This is a genomic window from Herminiimonas sp. GW821-FHT09C12, assembly GCF_059416385.1.
In genome coordinates this window covers 471,878-487,843 of the sequence record NZ_JBWKPC010000001.1, presented here as the reverse complement: position 1 = coordinate 487,843, position 15,966 = coordinate 471,878, and the positions used below count along the sequence as shown (strand labels likewise).

Here is a 15,966-nt window from a genome sequence, read left to right as displayed (position 1 = left end):
GGAAAGTCGAGTACACGATGAAACTATGGAGTGATTCCTTCAAGGATGGCGCGGCCATCCCGGGCGAGTTCGCATTTTGCGTAATTGATCCAGCTACGCATGTCGCATTATCGAACAATAGAAATCCACATTTGGCCTGGAGCGATGTGCCGGTCGGCACCAAATCGCTGGCCTTGATCGTGCACGATCCAGATGTGCCTTCGCGTGGCGATGATGTGAATCAGGAAGGCAAAACTGTACCTGCCGATTTGCCGCGTGTAGATTTTTTCCACTGGACACTGGTCGATATTCCATCGGATACACAGCGGATTGCTGCGGCTTCTTTTGCTGATGGTGTGACGCCGCGTGGTAAGGCAGGTCCGACGATAGCCAATTCTGCTATCAAGGGTGCGCGTCACGGCATTAATGATTACACCAGCTGGTTTGCGCAGGATGCCGATATGGGCGGTGATTATTTTGGTTATGACGGTCCGTGCCCACCGTGGAATGATGCGATTGTGCATCACTATGTATTTACTTTGTACGCGCTGGATATCGCCCATGTGCCTGTCGATGGTAAATTTACCGGGCAGCAAGTGCGCGCTGCAATTGCCGGGCATGTTTTGGCCGAGGCGAGTGTGACTGGCAGCTATACCTTGAATGCGGCATTGGCGATTACGAAGTAACGAGGATGATGTGACAGAAATATTATTGATTCGCCACGGCGAAACAGAATGGAATGTTGGTAAACGCTTGCAAGGGCATACGGATATTGGTCTGAACAGCGAGGGCGTGCGTCAGGCTGCAGCGCTTGGTCGTGCCTTGCTGGATGAGCCGCTGGATGCGATTTTTTCCAGCGACTTGCGGCGCGCATACGATACTGCACAAGCCGTCGCGCTACCGCGTGGCATGAAGGTGCAAACCGAGCAGGGTTTGCGTGAGCGTTGCTTTGGCGCGTTCGAAGGTTTGAATCATCCGGAAATCAAAGAGCGTTATCCGGAAGATTATCTCGCATGGCAGCATCGCGAGATCGATGCACGCTATCCAGATGGCGAGCGTCGTGCAGAAACGCTGCGTGAATTTTCCACACGTGCCGTTGCCTGCATCAGCCGTTTGGCCAGCACACCTGGTTATCGCAAGATTGCTGTCGCAACACATGGCGGTGTGCTCGATTCGATTTATCGTCGTGTGAAGAATATGGGTTACGAGCATCCGCGTGACTTTGATGTTCTGAATGCCAGCGTCAATCGCGTTACCTGGGATGGGCAAAACTTCCAGATTCTGCAATGGGGTGATGTTGCGCATCTGGAGCATGCGTCGCTGGATGAGGGCGATAACCCGAAATAAGCAAACTGGCAACTAGTTGCGATTAAATACAACGTTTGCCGTATTTAATCGTGAAGCTGCATGAGTAGTAGACGGATGGGGATAAAATAGCGGTTTTCCTCAGCACATCTCCTCCGTGAACATCGGCCCATATTCCCTTCCGAACAATGTATTTGTTGCCCCTATGGCTGGGGTGACGGATAGACCGTTTCGCCAATTGTGCAAACAGTTGGGCGCAGGATATGCCGTGTCGGAGATGGCTGCGTCCAATCCGCGCTTGTGGGCGACGGATAAATCCACGCGCCGTACCAATCACGATGGTGAAGTAGAGCCGAAAGCGGTGCAGATTGCCGGCGCCGATCCGCTCATGCTGGCAGAGTGCGCAAAATTCAATGTTGATCGCGGTGCGCAAATCATCGATATCAATATGGGTTGCCCGGTCAAAAAGGTTTGTAATAGCTGGTGCGGTTCCGCTTTGTTGCAACACGAGACCTTGGTCGCAGAGATACTCGAAACCGTGGTCGCCGCAGTGAATGTGCCTGTCACACTGAAGTTTCGTACCGGTTGGGATAGAGCGCACAAGAATGCATTGAACATTGCGCGTATCGCCGAGCAGAGCGGTATTGCGATGCTGACCTTGCACGGCCGCACGCGCGCCGATGGTTATAGTGGTGACGCTGAATACGAGATGATCACGGCCGTGAAAGCGGCAGTGTCTATCCCTGTTGTGGCGAATGGCGATATCACCACGCCGGAGAAAGCCCGCTTCGTGCTGGATACGACGGGGGCGGATGCCATCATGATAGGTCGTGCAGCACAGGGACGGCCGTGGATATTCCGCGAAATCGATCATTACCTGCGTACTGGCACGCATTTGCCGGCCCCCATGATTGCAGAAGTACGCGCATTGATGGATGAGCATTTACGTGCGCACTATGCGTTTTACGGCGAATACTTGGGTGTACGTACCGCGCGCAAGCATATTGGCTGGTATGTGCGCGAATTGATCGGTGGCGAAGCATTTCGTCAACAAATGAACAAGCTGGAAGACTGCGAACAGCAGTTAGCGGCCGTAAATACATTCTTTGAATTGCAGTTGGTCCACGGCGAACGGTTACAATATCGTCCGACTGAAGAAAAGTTGGCCGCCTGATACAGGGTTAATACATTGTCATCTGGCAATGTGCGGACCCCGACAAATTATAAAAACGCGCAATCAACTAAGCACATGAGCAAAGATAATATCCAAGAAGTCGTCAAGAAAAGCCTGGAAAAATATTTCAAGGATCTGGGCGAGCAAATGCCATCGAATGTCTATGAGATGGTGGTTTTTACTGTAGAAAAACCCATCCTCGAAGCAGTGATGGAACGTGCCGAAGGCAATCAGTCGCATGCGGCAGATATGCTGGGCATCAATCGCAATACGCTGCGCAAGAAATTGCAGCAGCACGATCTGCTGTAACGGCTTTGTACACCAAACTTTCTTCCCGCAGTTCTGGCGGGAAGTGAATAAGGTAAGGGCGGCGGTGTAGTCGCGTAAGTTCAACCGTTGTTGCCTCGCGCCTTTATCTTATTTAATTTACTTCCACTATTTTCATCATGATCAAACAAGCTCTTATCTCGGTCTCTGACAAAACTGGCGTTCTGGAATTTGCGCGCGCGCTGTCAGGCATGGGCGTCAATATCCTGTCGACTGGCGGCACGGCAAAATTGCTGGCTGAAAATGGTATCAGCGTCACGGAAGTAGCGGATTACACCGGCTTCCCGGAAATGCTCGATGGCCGTGTTAAAACCTTGCACCCTAAAGTGCACGGCGGCATTCTGGCGCGTCGCGATTTTCCTGAACACGTCAGCGCTCTGGAAAAACACGGCATCCCGAATATCGATATGGTGGTCGTCAATCTGTATCCATTTCAGGAAACCGTTGCACGCGAACATTGCTCACTGGAAGACGCGATCGAGAACATCGATATCGGCGGCCCAGCCATGTTGCGTTCGTCGGCCAAGAATCATAAAGACGTTGTTGTCATTTGCGATCCGACCGATTACAGCCAAGTGTTGAGCGAGTTGAATGCCAACAAAGGCGAAGTAACATACGAAACCAAATTTACGCTGGCGAAAAAAGTATTCGCACACACTGCGCAATACGATGGTGCGATCACCAACTACTTCACTTCGTTAGGCGCAGACAAGCAGCACGCAACGCGCAGCGCTTATCCTTCGACCTTGAATCTGCATTTTGAAAAAGTGCAGGAAATGCGTTACGGTGAAAACCCGCATCAGTCGGCTGCCTTCTATCGCGAGAGCAATCCGCAAGTAGGCGCATTGGCGAACTACACGCAATTGCAAGGCAAGGAACTGTCGTACAACAATATCGCCGATGCAGATGCAGCGTGGGAATGCGTAAAGACTTTTGATGAGTCTGCATGCGTCATCATCAAGCACGCCAATCCATGTGGCGTGGCCGTCGGCGCAAGCCCATTGGAAGCGTATAGCAAGGCACTGCAAACCGATCCAACTTCAGCCTTCGGCGGCATCATCGCATTTAATCGTGAAGTTGATGGCAATGCTGCAGAAGCGGTAGCCAAGCAATTTGTCGAAGTCTTGATCGCGCCATCGTTTACCGAGCAAGCGAAGAAAATATTCGCAGCCAAACAAAACGTACGCTTGCTGGAAATTCCACTTGGTAATGCTGTTAATAGCCATGACTTCAAACGCGTAGGTGGCGGTTTGCTGGTGCAATCGCCAGATGCAAAAAACGTTGCCCTGGCCGAACTGAAAATCGTCAGCAAAAAGCAACCAACACCACAGCAATTGCAAGACTTGATGTTTGCATGGCGTGTCGCCAAGTTCGTTAAATCGAATGCAATCGTGTTCTGTGCAAATGGCATGACCATGGGCGTAGGTGCAGGTCAGATGAGCCGTATTGATTCTGCGCGCATTGCTTCGATCAAGGCACAGAACGCTGGCTTGTCACTGGTTGGCACCGCGGTTGCGTCTGATGCTTTCTTCCCGTTCCGTGATGGTTTGGATGTTGTTGTTGCCGCAGGCGCGACTTCTGTGATTCATCCGGGCGGTTCGATGCGCGATCAGGAAGTCATCGATGCTGCTGATGAACAGGGCATCGTGATGATGCTGACTGGCACACGTCATTTCCGTCATTAATCAAAAAGGATGATGCGACTGATGCCGCATTGCCTTTAATTATCTGCCCATATATCCAATATGAAAATTCTCGGCATCGATCCCGGTTTGCGTACTACCGGTTTCGGTGTGATCGAGAAGCATGGCAACAAACTCACTTATATCGCCTCGGGCACGATCAAGACGCCTGATGCCGATTTGCCGCAGCGGCTGAAAACCATACTCCTTAGCGTTGCAGAAGTCATTGCTACCTACAAGCCAGATTGTGCTGCGATAGAAAAAGTCTTCGTCAACGTTAATCCGCAATCGACACTATTACTCGGTCAAGCTCGTGGCGCTGCAATTTGCGCGCTGGTAGGTGCTGACTTGCTGGTGGCGGAATATACCGCTTTGCAAGTGAAGCAGGCCGTGGTCGGACAAGGCAAGGCGCAGAAGGCACAGGTGCAGGACATGGTGCAGCGTCTCTTGAAGTTATCGGGATTGCCCGGCACCGATGCTGCTGATGCCTTGGGCGTGGCAATATGTCATGCGCATAGCGGTGACACACTCAGCGTGCTGGGGGCGCTGGCACCTGAGTTGGCGAAAAAAGGTTTGCGCATGCGCGGCGGTCGTTTGGTCGGATAATGTGCAAGCTCGCAATCCGTACTACTCTCGATAGCTGAACAAAAATATTCAATCATTTCTATTCAAGGTCATCACGATGATAGGTCGTCTTTCCGGATTGTTGCTCGAGAAAAATCCACCGCAATTGCTGGTTGATTGCAATGGCGTCGGTTACGAAGTGAATGTGCCTATGAGCACCTTCTACAATCTGCCTGGCCTCGGCGAAAAAGTTGTGTTGCTGACGCATCTGACGGTGCGCGAAGATGCGCACATCCTGTTTGGTTTCGGCACGAATGAAGAGCGAAATGTCTTCAAGCAATTGGTGAAGATTACCGGCATAGGCGCACGCACGGCTTTGTCGATTTTGTCCGGCATGTCAGTCGCTGATCTGGCGCAGGCGATCACGATGCAGGAAGCTGGACGATTGACCAAGATTCCCGGTATCGGCAAAAAAACTGCCGAGCGTTTGCTGCTGGAGTTGAAAGGAAAATTGGGTGCAGACCTTGGCGTAGCAGGTACGGTTACATCGGATACGACTTCCGATATTTTGAATGCGCTGTTGGCGCTCGGCTATTCGGACAAGGAGGCGATGCTGGCCTTGAAACAAGTGCCAGCCGGTACGGGTGTTTCCGATGGCATCAAGCTGGCGTTGAAATCGCTGTCGAAAGCGTAAGCACATATCCCTTATTCAATTTAGAAGCCGTCACGCTACAATGCGACCATGAGTATTCAAACCGACGATTTCAGCGAACAACGCATCATTGCAGCGACCCCTGCCTCCGCCAACGAGGAGGCCATCGAGCGCGCGCTGCGCCCCAAGCAGTTAGATGAATATGTAGGTCAGGAAAAAATCCGTGGCCAGCTCGAGATTTTTATCACGGCGGCACGGCAGCGACGCGAAGCCTTGGATCACACTTTATTGTTTGGTCCTCCGGGTTTGGGCAAGACCACGCTGGCGCACATCATTGCGCGTGAGATGGGTGTCAACCTGCGTCAGACTTCCGGCCCGGTGCTGGAGCGCGCCGGCGATCTGGCAGCGTTGCTGACCAACCTTGAAGCGAACGATGTGCTCTTCATCGATGAGATACATCGCCTGTCGCCTGTGGTTGAAGAAATTTTGTATCCGGCGCTGGAGGATTACCAGATCGATATCATGATCGGTGAAGGTCCTGCTGCGCGTTCCGTACGCCTGGATCTGCAACCGTTCACGCTGGTCGGTGCGACCACACGTGCCGGCATGCTGACGAATCCTTTACGCGATCGTTTTGGTATCGTTGCACGCCTTGAATTTTATACGCCGCAAGAGCTGACGAAGATCGTCACACGCAGCTCTTCCTTGCTGAATGCGCCTATCGATGAAGAGGGCGCATTTGAAATCGCCAAGCGCAGTCGCGGTACGCCGCGTATTGCCAATCGCTTGTTGCGTCGCGTGCGCGATTACGCGGAAGTCAAAGGCGATGGCAAAATCACCAAGGCGATGGCAGATGCAGCGCTGGTGATGCTGGATGTCGATCCGGTTGGTTTCGATCTGATGGATAGAAAATTGTTGGAAGCCGTACTGTTCAAATTCAACGGTGGTCCGGTCGGGCTCGATAATCTAGCGGCAGCGATCGGTGAAGAGCGTGACACGATAGAAGACGTGCTCGAACCCTATCTGATCCAGCAAGGCTTCTTGCAACGTACGCCACGTGGCCGTATCGCGACGCAGCTGGCTTATGCGCACTTCGGTGTCGTTGCACCGCAGACTGGGCCAAACGGCGAGTTGTGGGGCAGCTAACAAGCTTGCCGGCATTGCCGTTATTTGCTGCACGACGCTTATCCCTGCGTATTACATTCCTGCAAAAAGAAAATCATGCAAATCTGGGTTGATGCCGACGCTTGTCCTAACGTGATCAAGGAAGTCTTGTTTCGCGTTGCAGATAGGCTGGAAGTGCAAGTCACCTTGGTGGCAAATAAATTATTACGTACACCGCCTTCGCGCTTCATCAGGGCGATACAAGTGCCGGCCGGCTTTGATGTGGCTGACAATGAAATCGTGCGTCTGGTGCAAGAAGGCGATCTGGTGATCACTGCCGATATTCCGCTGGCAGCCGATGTACTGGAGAAGGGCGGTCATCCGCTTAATCCGCGTGGTGAGTTTTATACTAAAGATAATATTCAGCAACAGTTGACGATGCGAGCTTTCATGGATGACTTGCGCAGTAGTGGCGTTGACACCGGCGGGCCCTCAGCCTTTAGCCAGAGCGATATTAGAGCGTTTGCCAATCAGCTGGATCGCTATCTGGCGCGACAACGCAAGCAGCCCTGAACCTATGCACAAGTTGGTGCAACAAGTACTAATGTTGCAGTGAATCATTAGTCAAAAGTCATCTCTGCATTAAAAAATTTCATCTGATACGTGCTTCCTGGGACAATTTGCTCCTTTGCAGGGCATCGACCTTGTGTGAGAATGTTGCATCGCAAATAAGGCTTTATTTCCTTTATTCAACTTCTCTGCGCGAGCCAGCCATGTTGATGTCTACCCAAGCCAATCGATACGCGCACCAGTTACTGGCGGCGCGAGCGGATGCGCAACAAATTCCCTGTTTGAGCAAAGACGATAATCTATCGATCGCCGATGGTTACGATATTGCCAAATGCATAGTCGATATTCGTACTGCGCAAGGGGAGACGCCGATAGGGCGCAAGATCGGTTTTACCAATCGCAAGATTTGGCCCAATTACGGTGAGCGCGAGCCTATCAGTGCACCGATCTGGGCGCATATGTATGACGATACGGTTCGTTATTCGGAGAATAATCACGGCCTGCAGGATTTGACCGGCGCGGTACAGCCGCGCATAGAGCCGGAGATCGTATTCAAACTGGCGAAGGCGCCACCAGCAAATGCCACGCTGGAAGATATTGCGAATTGCATCGAATGGATGGCGCACGGATTTGAAGTAGTTGTGTGTCCGTTTCCCGATTGGAAATTCGAGGCTGCCGATGCCGTCGCTGCTTTCGGTTTGCATGGCGCATTGATTTTGGGTGAGCCACATATGTTGTCGTCGGCGACACGTGCGCATTTGGCAGACATCCTGACTGCGGCTAGCGTATCGCTGTCGTATAGCGACGGAGATGAGTTCAGATTGCACAGCGCCGGTTTTGGCAGCAATGTTTTGGATAGCCCGGTACATGCTTTGTTGAATCTGCATCAGACCTTACAGACGCAACCGCAGTTTGAGCCTTTGGCTGCCGGTGAAATTATTGCAACCGGGACGCTGACTGATGCTTATCCGGTGAAGGCTGGAGAAACTTGGTCGACTGCATTTTCTGGTGTGGCTTTGCCTGGGCTGTCATTGTCATTTGTTTGATTTTTAAATTCCAAATAAAAAAGCGGCTGACGTAGTTTTACGTCAGCCACTTTTTCTTTACGCATGTCACCCCATTTTCTGAAATGACATGCGCCTCACGTTTTACAACTTGGCAAATTGCTCGCGCAGCTTGCTCAGTGTTGCCGAGAAGTTGGCGACACGTTCTTTCTCTTGTGCCACGACTTGTGCCGGTGCGCGGGCGACGAAGCTTTCATTGTCGAGTTTGGAATTCGCCTTGGTGATTTCACCGTCGAGACGCGTGATTTCCTTGCTCAGGCGTTCGCGTTCTGCGGCGACATCAATTTCCACTTTCAACATCAACTTCGCTGTGCCAACGATGGAGACTGGTGCAGGCGATTCCGGCAGTTTGTCAGCGACATTGACTTCCGACAGCTTGGCCAATGCTTGCAGATACGGCGCGAACGATTGCAGTTGCGCTGTTTGTGCTGCGTCCGTTGCTTCCATGATCAGCGGTACGCGCAAGGCTGGCGACAATTGCATTTCACCGCGCAAATTGCGGCAGGCATCCGTCATCGATTTCAAGTCAGCCATCCAGCTTTCAGCCTGTTCATCGATCTTGCCGGCTTGCGCTTCAGGATACGGTTGCAACATGATCGAGTCGCCGGCCGGATTGAGCTTGTAACCTGTGAGTGGTGCAACGGTTTGCCACAGTGCTTCCGTGATGAATGGAATGACCGGATGCGCCAGACGCAAGATGGTTTCCAGTACACGCAACAAGGTACGACGTGTCGCGCGCTGTTGTGCTTCGCTACCGGTTTGAATTTGTACCTTGGCGACTTCCAGATACCAGTCGCAATATTCGTCCCAGATGAACTGATACAACGAGGCAGCGATATTGTCGAAGCGGTAGTCAGCAAAGCCTTTGGCGATGTCTGCTTCGGTGCGCTGCAGCTTGGACACGATCCAGCGATCGGCTTGCGAGAAGTCGGTATAACCATCTGGATCACAATCGCCAGCTGCACATGGCGCATCACGGAAACCGCAATCGTGGCCTTCGCAATTCATCAGGACAAAGCGCGTTGCATTCCACAGCTTGTTGCAGAAGTTGCGATAGCCTTCGCAGCGGCTCAGATCGAAATTGATATTGCGTCCCAGCGAAGCATAGCTCGCCATCGTGAAGCGCAGCGCATCGGTACCGTAAGCAGAAATGCCGGAAGGGAATTCCTTGCGCGTCGATTTCTCAATGCTGGTCGCTTGCTTGGGATTCATCAAGCCGACGGTGCGTTTGGCGACCAATTCATCAAGGCTGATGCCGTCGATCAGATCGATAGGATCGAGCGTATTACCTTTCGACTTGGACATTTTTTGTCCACTGCTGTCGCGTATCAAGCCGTGTACGTACACGGTTTTGAACGGTACCTTGCCGGTGAAATGCGTGGTCATCATGACCATGCGCGCAACCCAGAAGAAAATAATGTCGAAGCCGGTGACCAGTACCGACGATGGCAGGAAGGTTTTGAAGTCCGGTGTTTCTTCCGGCCAGCCGAGTGTAGAGAACGGTACCAACGCTGATGAGAACCAGGTGTCGAGTACGTCTTCGTCACGGGTCAGTGTGCCGGTATAGCCTGCAGCCGCTGCCTTGGCTTTCGCTTCTTCTTCATTGCGGGCAACATAGACTTTACCTTCGCTGTCATACCATGCCGGGATTTGATGGCCCCACCACAATTGACGCGAGATACACCAGTCCTGGATATTGTTGAGCCACTGGTTATAGGTATTGGTCCAGTTCTCCGGCAACATTTTGATTTCGCCGTTTGCCACTTTTTCCAGCGCGACTTCGGTAATCGATTTGCCCGGGAAGTAAGTGCCTTCCGGTGCCGGTTTGCTCATCGCGACAAACCATTGATCGGTCAGCATCGGTTCGATCACGGTGTTGGTACGGTCGCCGCGCGGCACCATCAATTTGTGCGGCTTGACCAGTTCCAGCAAGCCTTGTGCATCGAGGTCAGCGACGATTTGTTTGCGCGCAGCAAAACGATCAAGACCTTGATACGCGGCCGGTGCGTTTTCATTGATCTTCGCATCCAGTGTCAGGATGCTGATCTTGTCGAGGTTGTGGCGCTGGCCAACAGCGTAATCGTTGAAGTCATGTGCCGGCGTGATCTTCACACAACCGGTACCGAATTCCTTGTCGACGTAATCGTCGGCAATCATCGGAATTGCACGGCCGCACAAAGGCAGCGTGAGCAATCTTCCGACTAAGTGTTGGTAGCGTTCATCTGTAGGATCGACCGCAACAGCAACGTCGCCCAGCATGGTTTCTGGACGGGTGGTGGCGACCACGATGAAGTTGCGTTCTTCCCATTCGGTCGCATTGCCTGCTTCATCGTATGCGATCGGGAATTTGTAGCTGGAGCCGTCAGCCAGTGGATAACGGATATTCCACATCTGGCCGTCTTCTTCTTCCGATACCACTTCCAGATCGGAGACTGCGGTGCCGAGCACTGGATCCCAGTTGACCAGACGTTTGCCGCGATAGATCAAACCTTGTTCGACCAGGCGGACAAATACTTCGGTCACGGTTTTCGAGCGTGGCTCATCCATCGTGAAGTATTCGCGGCTCCAGTCCGGCGAAGCGCCGAGGCGGCGGATCTGGCCGGTAATGGTGGAGCCGGATTTTTCTTTCCATTCCCACACTTTTTCGACGAACTTCTCGCGGCCGAGGTCATGGCGCGTGATTTTTTGCGCATCAAGCTGGCGCTCAACCACGATCTGGGTCGCGATACCGGCGTGATCGGTACCGGGAATCCAGGCAGTGTTGAAGCCGCGCATGCGGTGGTAGCGCGTCAAGCCATCCATGATCGTTTGATTGAATCCATGGCCCAAATGCAGAGTGCCGGTCACGTTCGGTGGTGGCAACTGAATACTGAATGCGGGTTTGTCTGCGTCGGTGGTGGCGGTGTAGTAACCGCGTTTCTCCCATTCGGTGCCCCAGAATGCTTCAATGTCGGCGGGATCGAAAGACTTGGCTAATTCCATGATTTTTAATGAATTGAATCGAATCAAGCATTATAAGTGACGATGAGGGGGCGTATTGCCTCTGATCTTGCAAATGAAGGTAGAATTCTGGTCTTCTTTGCTTGTCTGAGTCGTTATGCCTTGCCAAAAGTTGTTTTGACTGGATGGCAAGTCAGGCTTGTATCGCCTGCGCGACTGACTGCAACGTTCGTAAACAAATTGCCGCTGATGTGTGCGGTAGACCGGATGCAAAGCCGTAAGCCCTTGAATAAATGACAAGGTGGTCAGCGGCAAGCAGCCACCCTTGAAAATAGTGAAGTGACAGAGTGAAGTGATGCTGGAAATCGAATTGAACGGCGCCATGCGCCAGGTTGAGAATGGCCAGAATGTGGCTGACCTGATAGAGGAGTTGTCGCTGTCCGGTAAAGCCGTAGCGGTCGCCATTAACCGTGAAATCGTCCCGCGCGGGCAATGGGCGCAGCGCCAATTGCAGGCGGCTGACCGTATCGATATCGTGCGCGCCATAGGCGGCGGCTGATCCTCTTGTCAACACCGGCGGCTTAGGCTGCTTTGTGTGTTTGATATTGTTTGCTTTGATTCCCATGCAGCTTGCTCCATCCTGCACCCACGTACTTGGAACTCCATCATGACCAGCGCACTTTTCCCTGACGATCAACTGACAATCGCCGGCACCACTTATCGCTCCCGCCTTTTAGTCGGCAGCGGCAAATACAAAGACCTCGAACAAACACGCGCCGCCAGCGAAGCCAGCGGTGCACAAATCGTTACCGTCGCAATTCGTCGCGTGAATATCGGTCAAGATCCGAATGCACCGAGCTTGCTCGATGTTTTGCCGCCTTCCGAATACACCTTGTTGCCGAACTCGGCCGGTTGCTATAACGCAGCTGATGCTGTTTACACCTTGCAACTTGGTCGTGAAATCCTCGGTGGCCACAAGCTGTGCAAGCTCGAAGTGCTCGGTGATGAAAAGACCCTGTTCCCGAATATGCCGGAAACCTTGAAAGCGGCAGAAACGCTGGTCAAGGATGGCTTTGATGTAATGGTCTATTGCAGCGATGACCCAATTCAAGCCCGTATGCTGGAAGACATCGGTTGCGCCGCCATCATGCCGCTGGCTTCACTAATCGGCTCCGGCATGGGCATCCTCAATCCGTGGAATCTGTCGCTCATCATTGAACAAAGCAAAGTCCCGGTCATTGTTGATGCAGGTGTTGGTACTGCTTCAGATGCCGCGATTGCAATGGAACTCGGTTGCGACGGCGTCTTGATGAACACCGCGATTGCCGGTGCGCAAGATCCGGTACGCATGGCGCATGCAATGAAATTAGGTATTGATGCAGGTCGTAACGCCTACCTGGCAGGTCGTATCGCTCGTAAATTCGCCGCATCCCCATCGTCGCCGATGGCCGGACGCGTGGTTTAAGTCGTTAAGCAAGAAGGCAAAGACGCATGAACTCTAATCTGCACGGTCTCTATCTCGTCACTCCTGATTGGGATGACACCCGCAAACTGCTGGAAATCACTGAACTCGCATTGAAAGGCGGCGTCAGTCTGCTGCAATATCGCCACAAGACTGCTGATGCAGCTTTGCGTCAGGAACAGGCTGAATGTCTGCAAGCGCTGTGCCGCAGCTATGAAGTGCCATTCATCATCAATGATCACATCGATCTTTGCATGAGTATCAATGCAGACGGTATACACGTCGGCGGTACCGATAAATCGGTGGCGGAAGTACGTGCCCTTATAGGCCCAGACAAAATTCTCGGTTCTTCCTGCTACGGTGATTTGAGGCTAGCGCATGCTGCAGAGGCGGCGGGAGCCAGCTATGTGGCCTTCGGCGGTTTCTATCCATCTAAGGTCAAGAAATATCCAGTCACGACAGAAGCAACTATCGTCACCGACTGGAAAGCACAAGGCAAGGTGCCTAGTTGCGTTATCGGCGGCATGACGAAGGAAAACTCTGCACCCCTGGTAGCCAATGGTGCGGATATGGTCGCAGCGATCAGCAGCGTCTATCTGGCAGGTGATCCGCAAGCGGCGGCACGTGCATTCGTCAGTTTGTTCATCAAGTAATCTGCATCATCGGTCGGTGCGCAGCAGCAAGTGCGCACCGATACTGTCTTCTGTTTTTAGTCTGGCAAGATTAGCTGTCTAAAAACCATCCCTTTATTTGCTTCCTATCGCATGCCGCAGAGCAAGAGACGTGTAATCAGCGGCATGCCGCTAGCCGTCACGGCTATAATCGATAGATGCAAAATCTTCTTCACAATCTCAATCCCGAACAACTCGCCGCTGTCACCTTACCCGCACAGCCTGCATTGATTCTGGCAGGTGCCGGTTCCGGCAAAACCCGTGTTCTGACTACGCGTATCGCCTGGCTGATCCAGACCGGTCAGGTCTCGCCCGCGGGCATACTCGCCGTGACCTTTACCAACAAGGCCGCGAAGGAAATGATGACGCGCCTGTCGGCGATGATGCCTATCAATACGCGTGGTATGTGGATAGGCACCTTCCACGGATTGTGTAACCGCTTGTTGCGTGCACATTATCGTGATGCCGCCTTGCCGCAGACTTTCCAGATTCTCGATTCGCAAGATCAACTGTCGATGATCAAACGTTTGCTCAAGGCAAACAACATCGATGATGAGAAATATCCGCCGCGTAATTTGATGTACTTCATCAATAGTGCGAAGGATCAGGGTTTGCGCGCCAGTGCAGTGGAAGCCTTCGATGACTACAACCGCAAGATGGTTGAGTTGTACGATATCTACGATCAGCAATGCCAGCGTGAAGGCGTAGTCGATTTCGCAGAATTGTTATTGCGTACCTACGAATTGTTGAGTCGAAATCAACCTCTGCGCGAACATTATCAATCACGCTTCCGCCACATTCTGGTCGACGAATTTCAAGATACCAATGATCTGCAATACAACTGGTTGAAGATGATGGCTGGTACGCAGGGTGCCGTATTTGCCGTTGGTGATGACGATCAAAGTATTTACGCTTTCCGCGGTGCCAACGTCGGCAATATGAGTGCCTTCGAGCGTGAATTCAAAGTCGAGAATCTGATCAAGCTGGAGCAGAACTATCGCTCGCACGGTCATATCCTCGATACCGCGAATACGCTGATTGCGAATAACACCAAACGCCTCGGTAAAAATTTGCATACCGATGCCGGCCATGGCGAACTGGTGCGTATCTACGAAGCCACCAGCGATTTGCAAGAAGCGCAGTGGATAATCGAAGAGACTAAAAGCTTGATCGCAGAAGGCGCGGCGCGTAGTGATATCGCCGTGCTGTATCGATCGAATGCGCAGTCGCGCGTGATCGAGCATGCACTGTTCTCTTCTGGTATTCCGTATCGCGTGTACGGCGGTCAGCGCTTCTTCGAGCGTGCCGAAGTCAAGCATGCGATTGCGTATTTGCAATTGATGGACAATCCACACAACGATTCTGCTTTCCTGCGCGTGGTGAATTTCCCTACGCGCGGCATAGGCGCACGTTCATTGGAACAGTTGCAGGATGCTGCCAAGCAGTATGGAATTTCTCTATATGCAGCGGTGCCTTATGTCGCAGGTAAAGCGGGAACCTCGCTGGGTGCTTTCATTAAATTGATAGAAGCCGCGCGTTTCGAAACACAGAACTTGCCGCTGCCGGAAATGGTGCAAGTGGTGATCGATGCCAGCGGCTTGATCACGCATTATCAGAATGAAAAAGAAGGCGCCGATCGCATAGAGAACTTGGAGCAGGTAGTTAGCGCTGCAACTCTGTTCGTATCTGAAGAAGGTTTCGGTCATGACGCGCCGGCATTGATGGGGCCAACCAGTCAGCAGATGGCCGGTCCTGCGATCGTTACGCAAGATGGTATAGAAGTGCTGGATGCTGATGCGCCATTGCCGGCTGTGATGTCGCCTTTGTCTGCCTTCCTGTCGCATGCCTCGCTGGAAGCGGGCGACAATCAGGCGCAAGCGGGGCAGGATGCCTTGCAATTGATGACTGTGCATTCAGCCAAGGGTTTGGAATTCGACGCGGTGTTTATTACCGGTCTGGAAGAAGGTTTGTTCCCGCACGAGAATTCGCAGAAAGAAGAAGGCGGCGTCGAAGAAGAACGTCGCTTGATGTATGTCGCGATTACGCGTGCCAAGCGTCGTCTCTACATCAGCTTTTCGCAAACACGGATGTTGCACGGGCAGATGCGCTTCAATTTGAAGTCGCGTTTCTTTGACGAGATGCCGGAAGATTCTCTGAAATGGTTATCGCCGAAAGTACAGCCGCAGCATCACTGGACGCCACATCCAAAAGCTGCGTGGGAAGATGCGCTGGGTGCCGGCAGCAATAGGATTGCGCAAAACATAGCCAAGACGGATGTCGGCTGGCGCATCGGTGAATCAGTCGCGCATGGCAAGTTCGGTGAAGGTGTGATCGTGAATATAGAAGGCAGTGGCGGCAGCGCGCGTGCACATATCAACTTCGGTAAGCACGGAATGAAGCTATTGGATTTGAGTATCGCCAAGCTCGACAAGGTAGCGGGCTGACGATGTGAAGAATGAAGCAAGCGCAATC

Annotated in this window: 15 protein-coding genes; 14 read left to right on the top strand and 1 reads right to left on the bottom strand. The window is 52.4% G+C overall.

Annotation, left to right across the window (positions count from 1 at the left end; genetic code table 11):
* Window positions 1-17: 17 nt before the first annotated feature.
* The 10 genes from AC07N2_RS02285 to AC07N2_RS02240 all read left to right on the top strand — a co-directional run bounded on the left by AC07N2_RS02285 (window position 18) and on the right by AC07N2_RS02240 (window position 8,403).
* Complete coding sequence (locus AC07N2_RS02285) at window positions 18-665, top strand: YbhB/YbcL family Raf kinase inhibitor-like protein (RefSeq protein WP_494776822.1); 648 nt, start codon at window positions 18-20, stop codon at window positions 663-665.
* A 10-nt stretch (window positions 666-675) separates the two neighbouring features.
* Window positions 676-1,326, top strand: coding sequence for a histidine phosphatase family protein (locus tag AC07N2_RS02280; RefSeq protein ID WP_494776821.1), 651 nt, complete (start codon window positions 676-678; stop codon window positions 1,324-1,326).
* Window positions 1,327-1,441: 115 nt separating this feature from the next.
* Window positions 1,442-2,458, top strand: coding sequence for a tRNA dihydrouridine synthase DusB (gene dusB, locus AC07N2_RS02275; protein ID WP_494776820.1), 1,017 nt, complete (start codon window positions 1,442-1,444; stop codon window positions 2,456-2,458).
* A gap of 75 nt (window positions 2,459-2,533) precedes the next feature.
* Entirely contained in the window at window positions 2,534-2,767 is a 234-nt protein-coding gene (locus AC07N2_RS02270) for a Fis family transcriptional regulator (protein WP_041296317.1), read from the top strand.
* A 137-nt stretch (window positions 2,768-2,904) separates the two neighbouring features.
* Window positions 2,905-4,470, top strand: coding sequence for a bifunctional phosphoribosylaminoimidazolecarboxamide formyltransferase/IMP cyclohydrolase (gene purH / locus AC07N2_RS02265; RefSeq protein ID WP_494776819.1), 1,566 nt, complete (start codon window positions 2,905-2,907; stop codon window positions 4,468-4,470).
* Window positions 4,471-4,530: 60 nt separating this feature from the next.
* Window positions 4,531-5,073 (top strand): crossover junction endodeoxyribonuclease RuvC, encoded by a 543-nt coding sequence (ruvC, locus tag AC07N2_RS02260; RefSeq protein ID WP_494776818.1) that lies wholly within the window; start codon window positions 4,531-4,533, stop codon window positions 5,071-5,073.
* Window positions 5,074-5,149: 76 nt separating this feature from the next.
* On the top strand, window positions 5,150-5,725 hold the full coding sequence (ruvA, locus tag AC07N2_RS02255) for a Holliday junction branch migration protein RuvA (RefSeq protein WP_494776817.1): 576 nt from the start codon (window positions 5,150-5,152) through the stop codon (window positions 5,723-5,725).
* 48 nt (window positions 5,726-5,773) lie between these two features.
* Complete coding sequence (gene ruvB / locus AC07N2_RS02250; protein ID WP_494776816.1) at window positions 5,774-6,829, top strand: Holliday junction branch migration DNA helicase RuvB; 1,056 nt, start codon at window positions 5,774-5,776, stop codon at window positions 6,827-6,829.
* A 75-nt stretch (window positions 6,830-6,904) separates the two neighbouring features.
* Window positions 6,905-7,360 carry a YaiI/YqxD family protein gene (locus tag AC07N2_RS02245; protein WP_494776815.1) on the top strand — a complete coding sequence of 152 codons (456 nt, stop codon included), beginning with the start codon at window positions 6,905-6,907 and terminating at the stop codon, window positions 7,358-7,360.
* Window positions 7,361-7,560: 200 nt separating this feature from the next.
* Entirely contained in the window at window positions 7,561-8,403 is an 843-nt protein-coding gene (locus AC07N2_RS02240; RefSeq protein ID WP_494776814.1) for a 2-keto-4-pentenoate hydratase, read from the top strand.
* A gap of 102 nt (window positions 8,404-8,505) precedes the next feature.
* Here the strand turns inward: AC07N2_RS02240 and AC07N2_RS02235 are convergent, their stop codons facing one another.
* Window positions 8,506-11,403, bottom strand: a complete 2,898-nt coding sequence (locus tag AC07N2_RS02235) for a valine--tRNA ligase (protein WP_494776813.1) — start codon at window positions 11,401-11,403, stop codon at window positions 8,506-8,508.
* Window positions 11,404-11,716: 313 nt separating this feature from the next.
* Here AC07N2_RS02235 and thiS point away from each other — a divergent pair, with 313 nt between their 5' ends.
* The 4 genes from thiS to AC07N2_RS02215 all read left to right on the top strand — a co-directional run bounded on the left by thiS (window position 11,717) and on the right by AC07N2_RS02215 (window position 15,938).
* On the top strand, window positions 11,717-11,920 hold the full coding sequence (gene thiS / locus AC07N2_RS02230) for a sulfur carrier protein ThiS (protein ID WP_494776812.1): 204 nt from the start codon (window positions 11,717-11,719) through the stop codon (window positions 11,918-11,920).
* 108 nt (window positions 11,921-12,028) lie between these two features.
* The gene (locus AC07N2_RS02225) at window positions 12,029-12,826 is read left to right on the top strand and encodes a thiazole synthase (RefSeq protein ID WP_076592485.1); all 798 of its coding nucleotides are present in this window, start codon (window positions 12,029-12,031) and stop codon (window positions 12,824-12,826) included.
* A 26-nt stretch (window positions 12,827-12,852) separates the two neighbouring features.
* Window positions 12,853-13,476: a thiamine phosphate synthase gene (gene thiE / locus AC07N2_RS02220; RefSeq protein ID WP_494776811.1), complete on the top strand. Its 624-nt coding sequence runs from the start codon at window positions 12,853-12,855 to the stop codon at window positions 13,474-13,476.
* Between the two features lie 176 nt (window positions 13,477-13,652).
* Entirely contained in the window at window positions 13,653-15,938 is a 2,286-nt protein-coding gene (locus AC07N2_RS02215; protein ID WP_494776810.1) for a UvrD-helicase domain-containing protein, read from the top strand.
* Window positions 15,939-15,966: the final 28 nt, after the last annotated feature.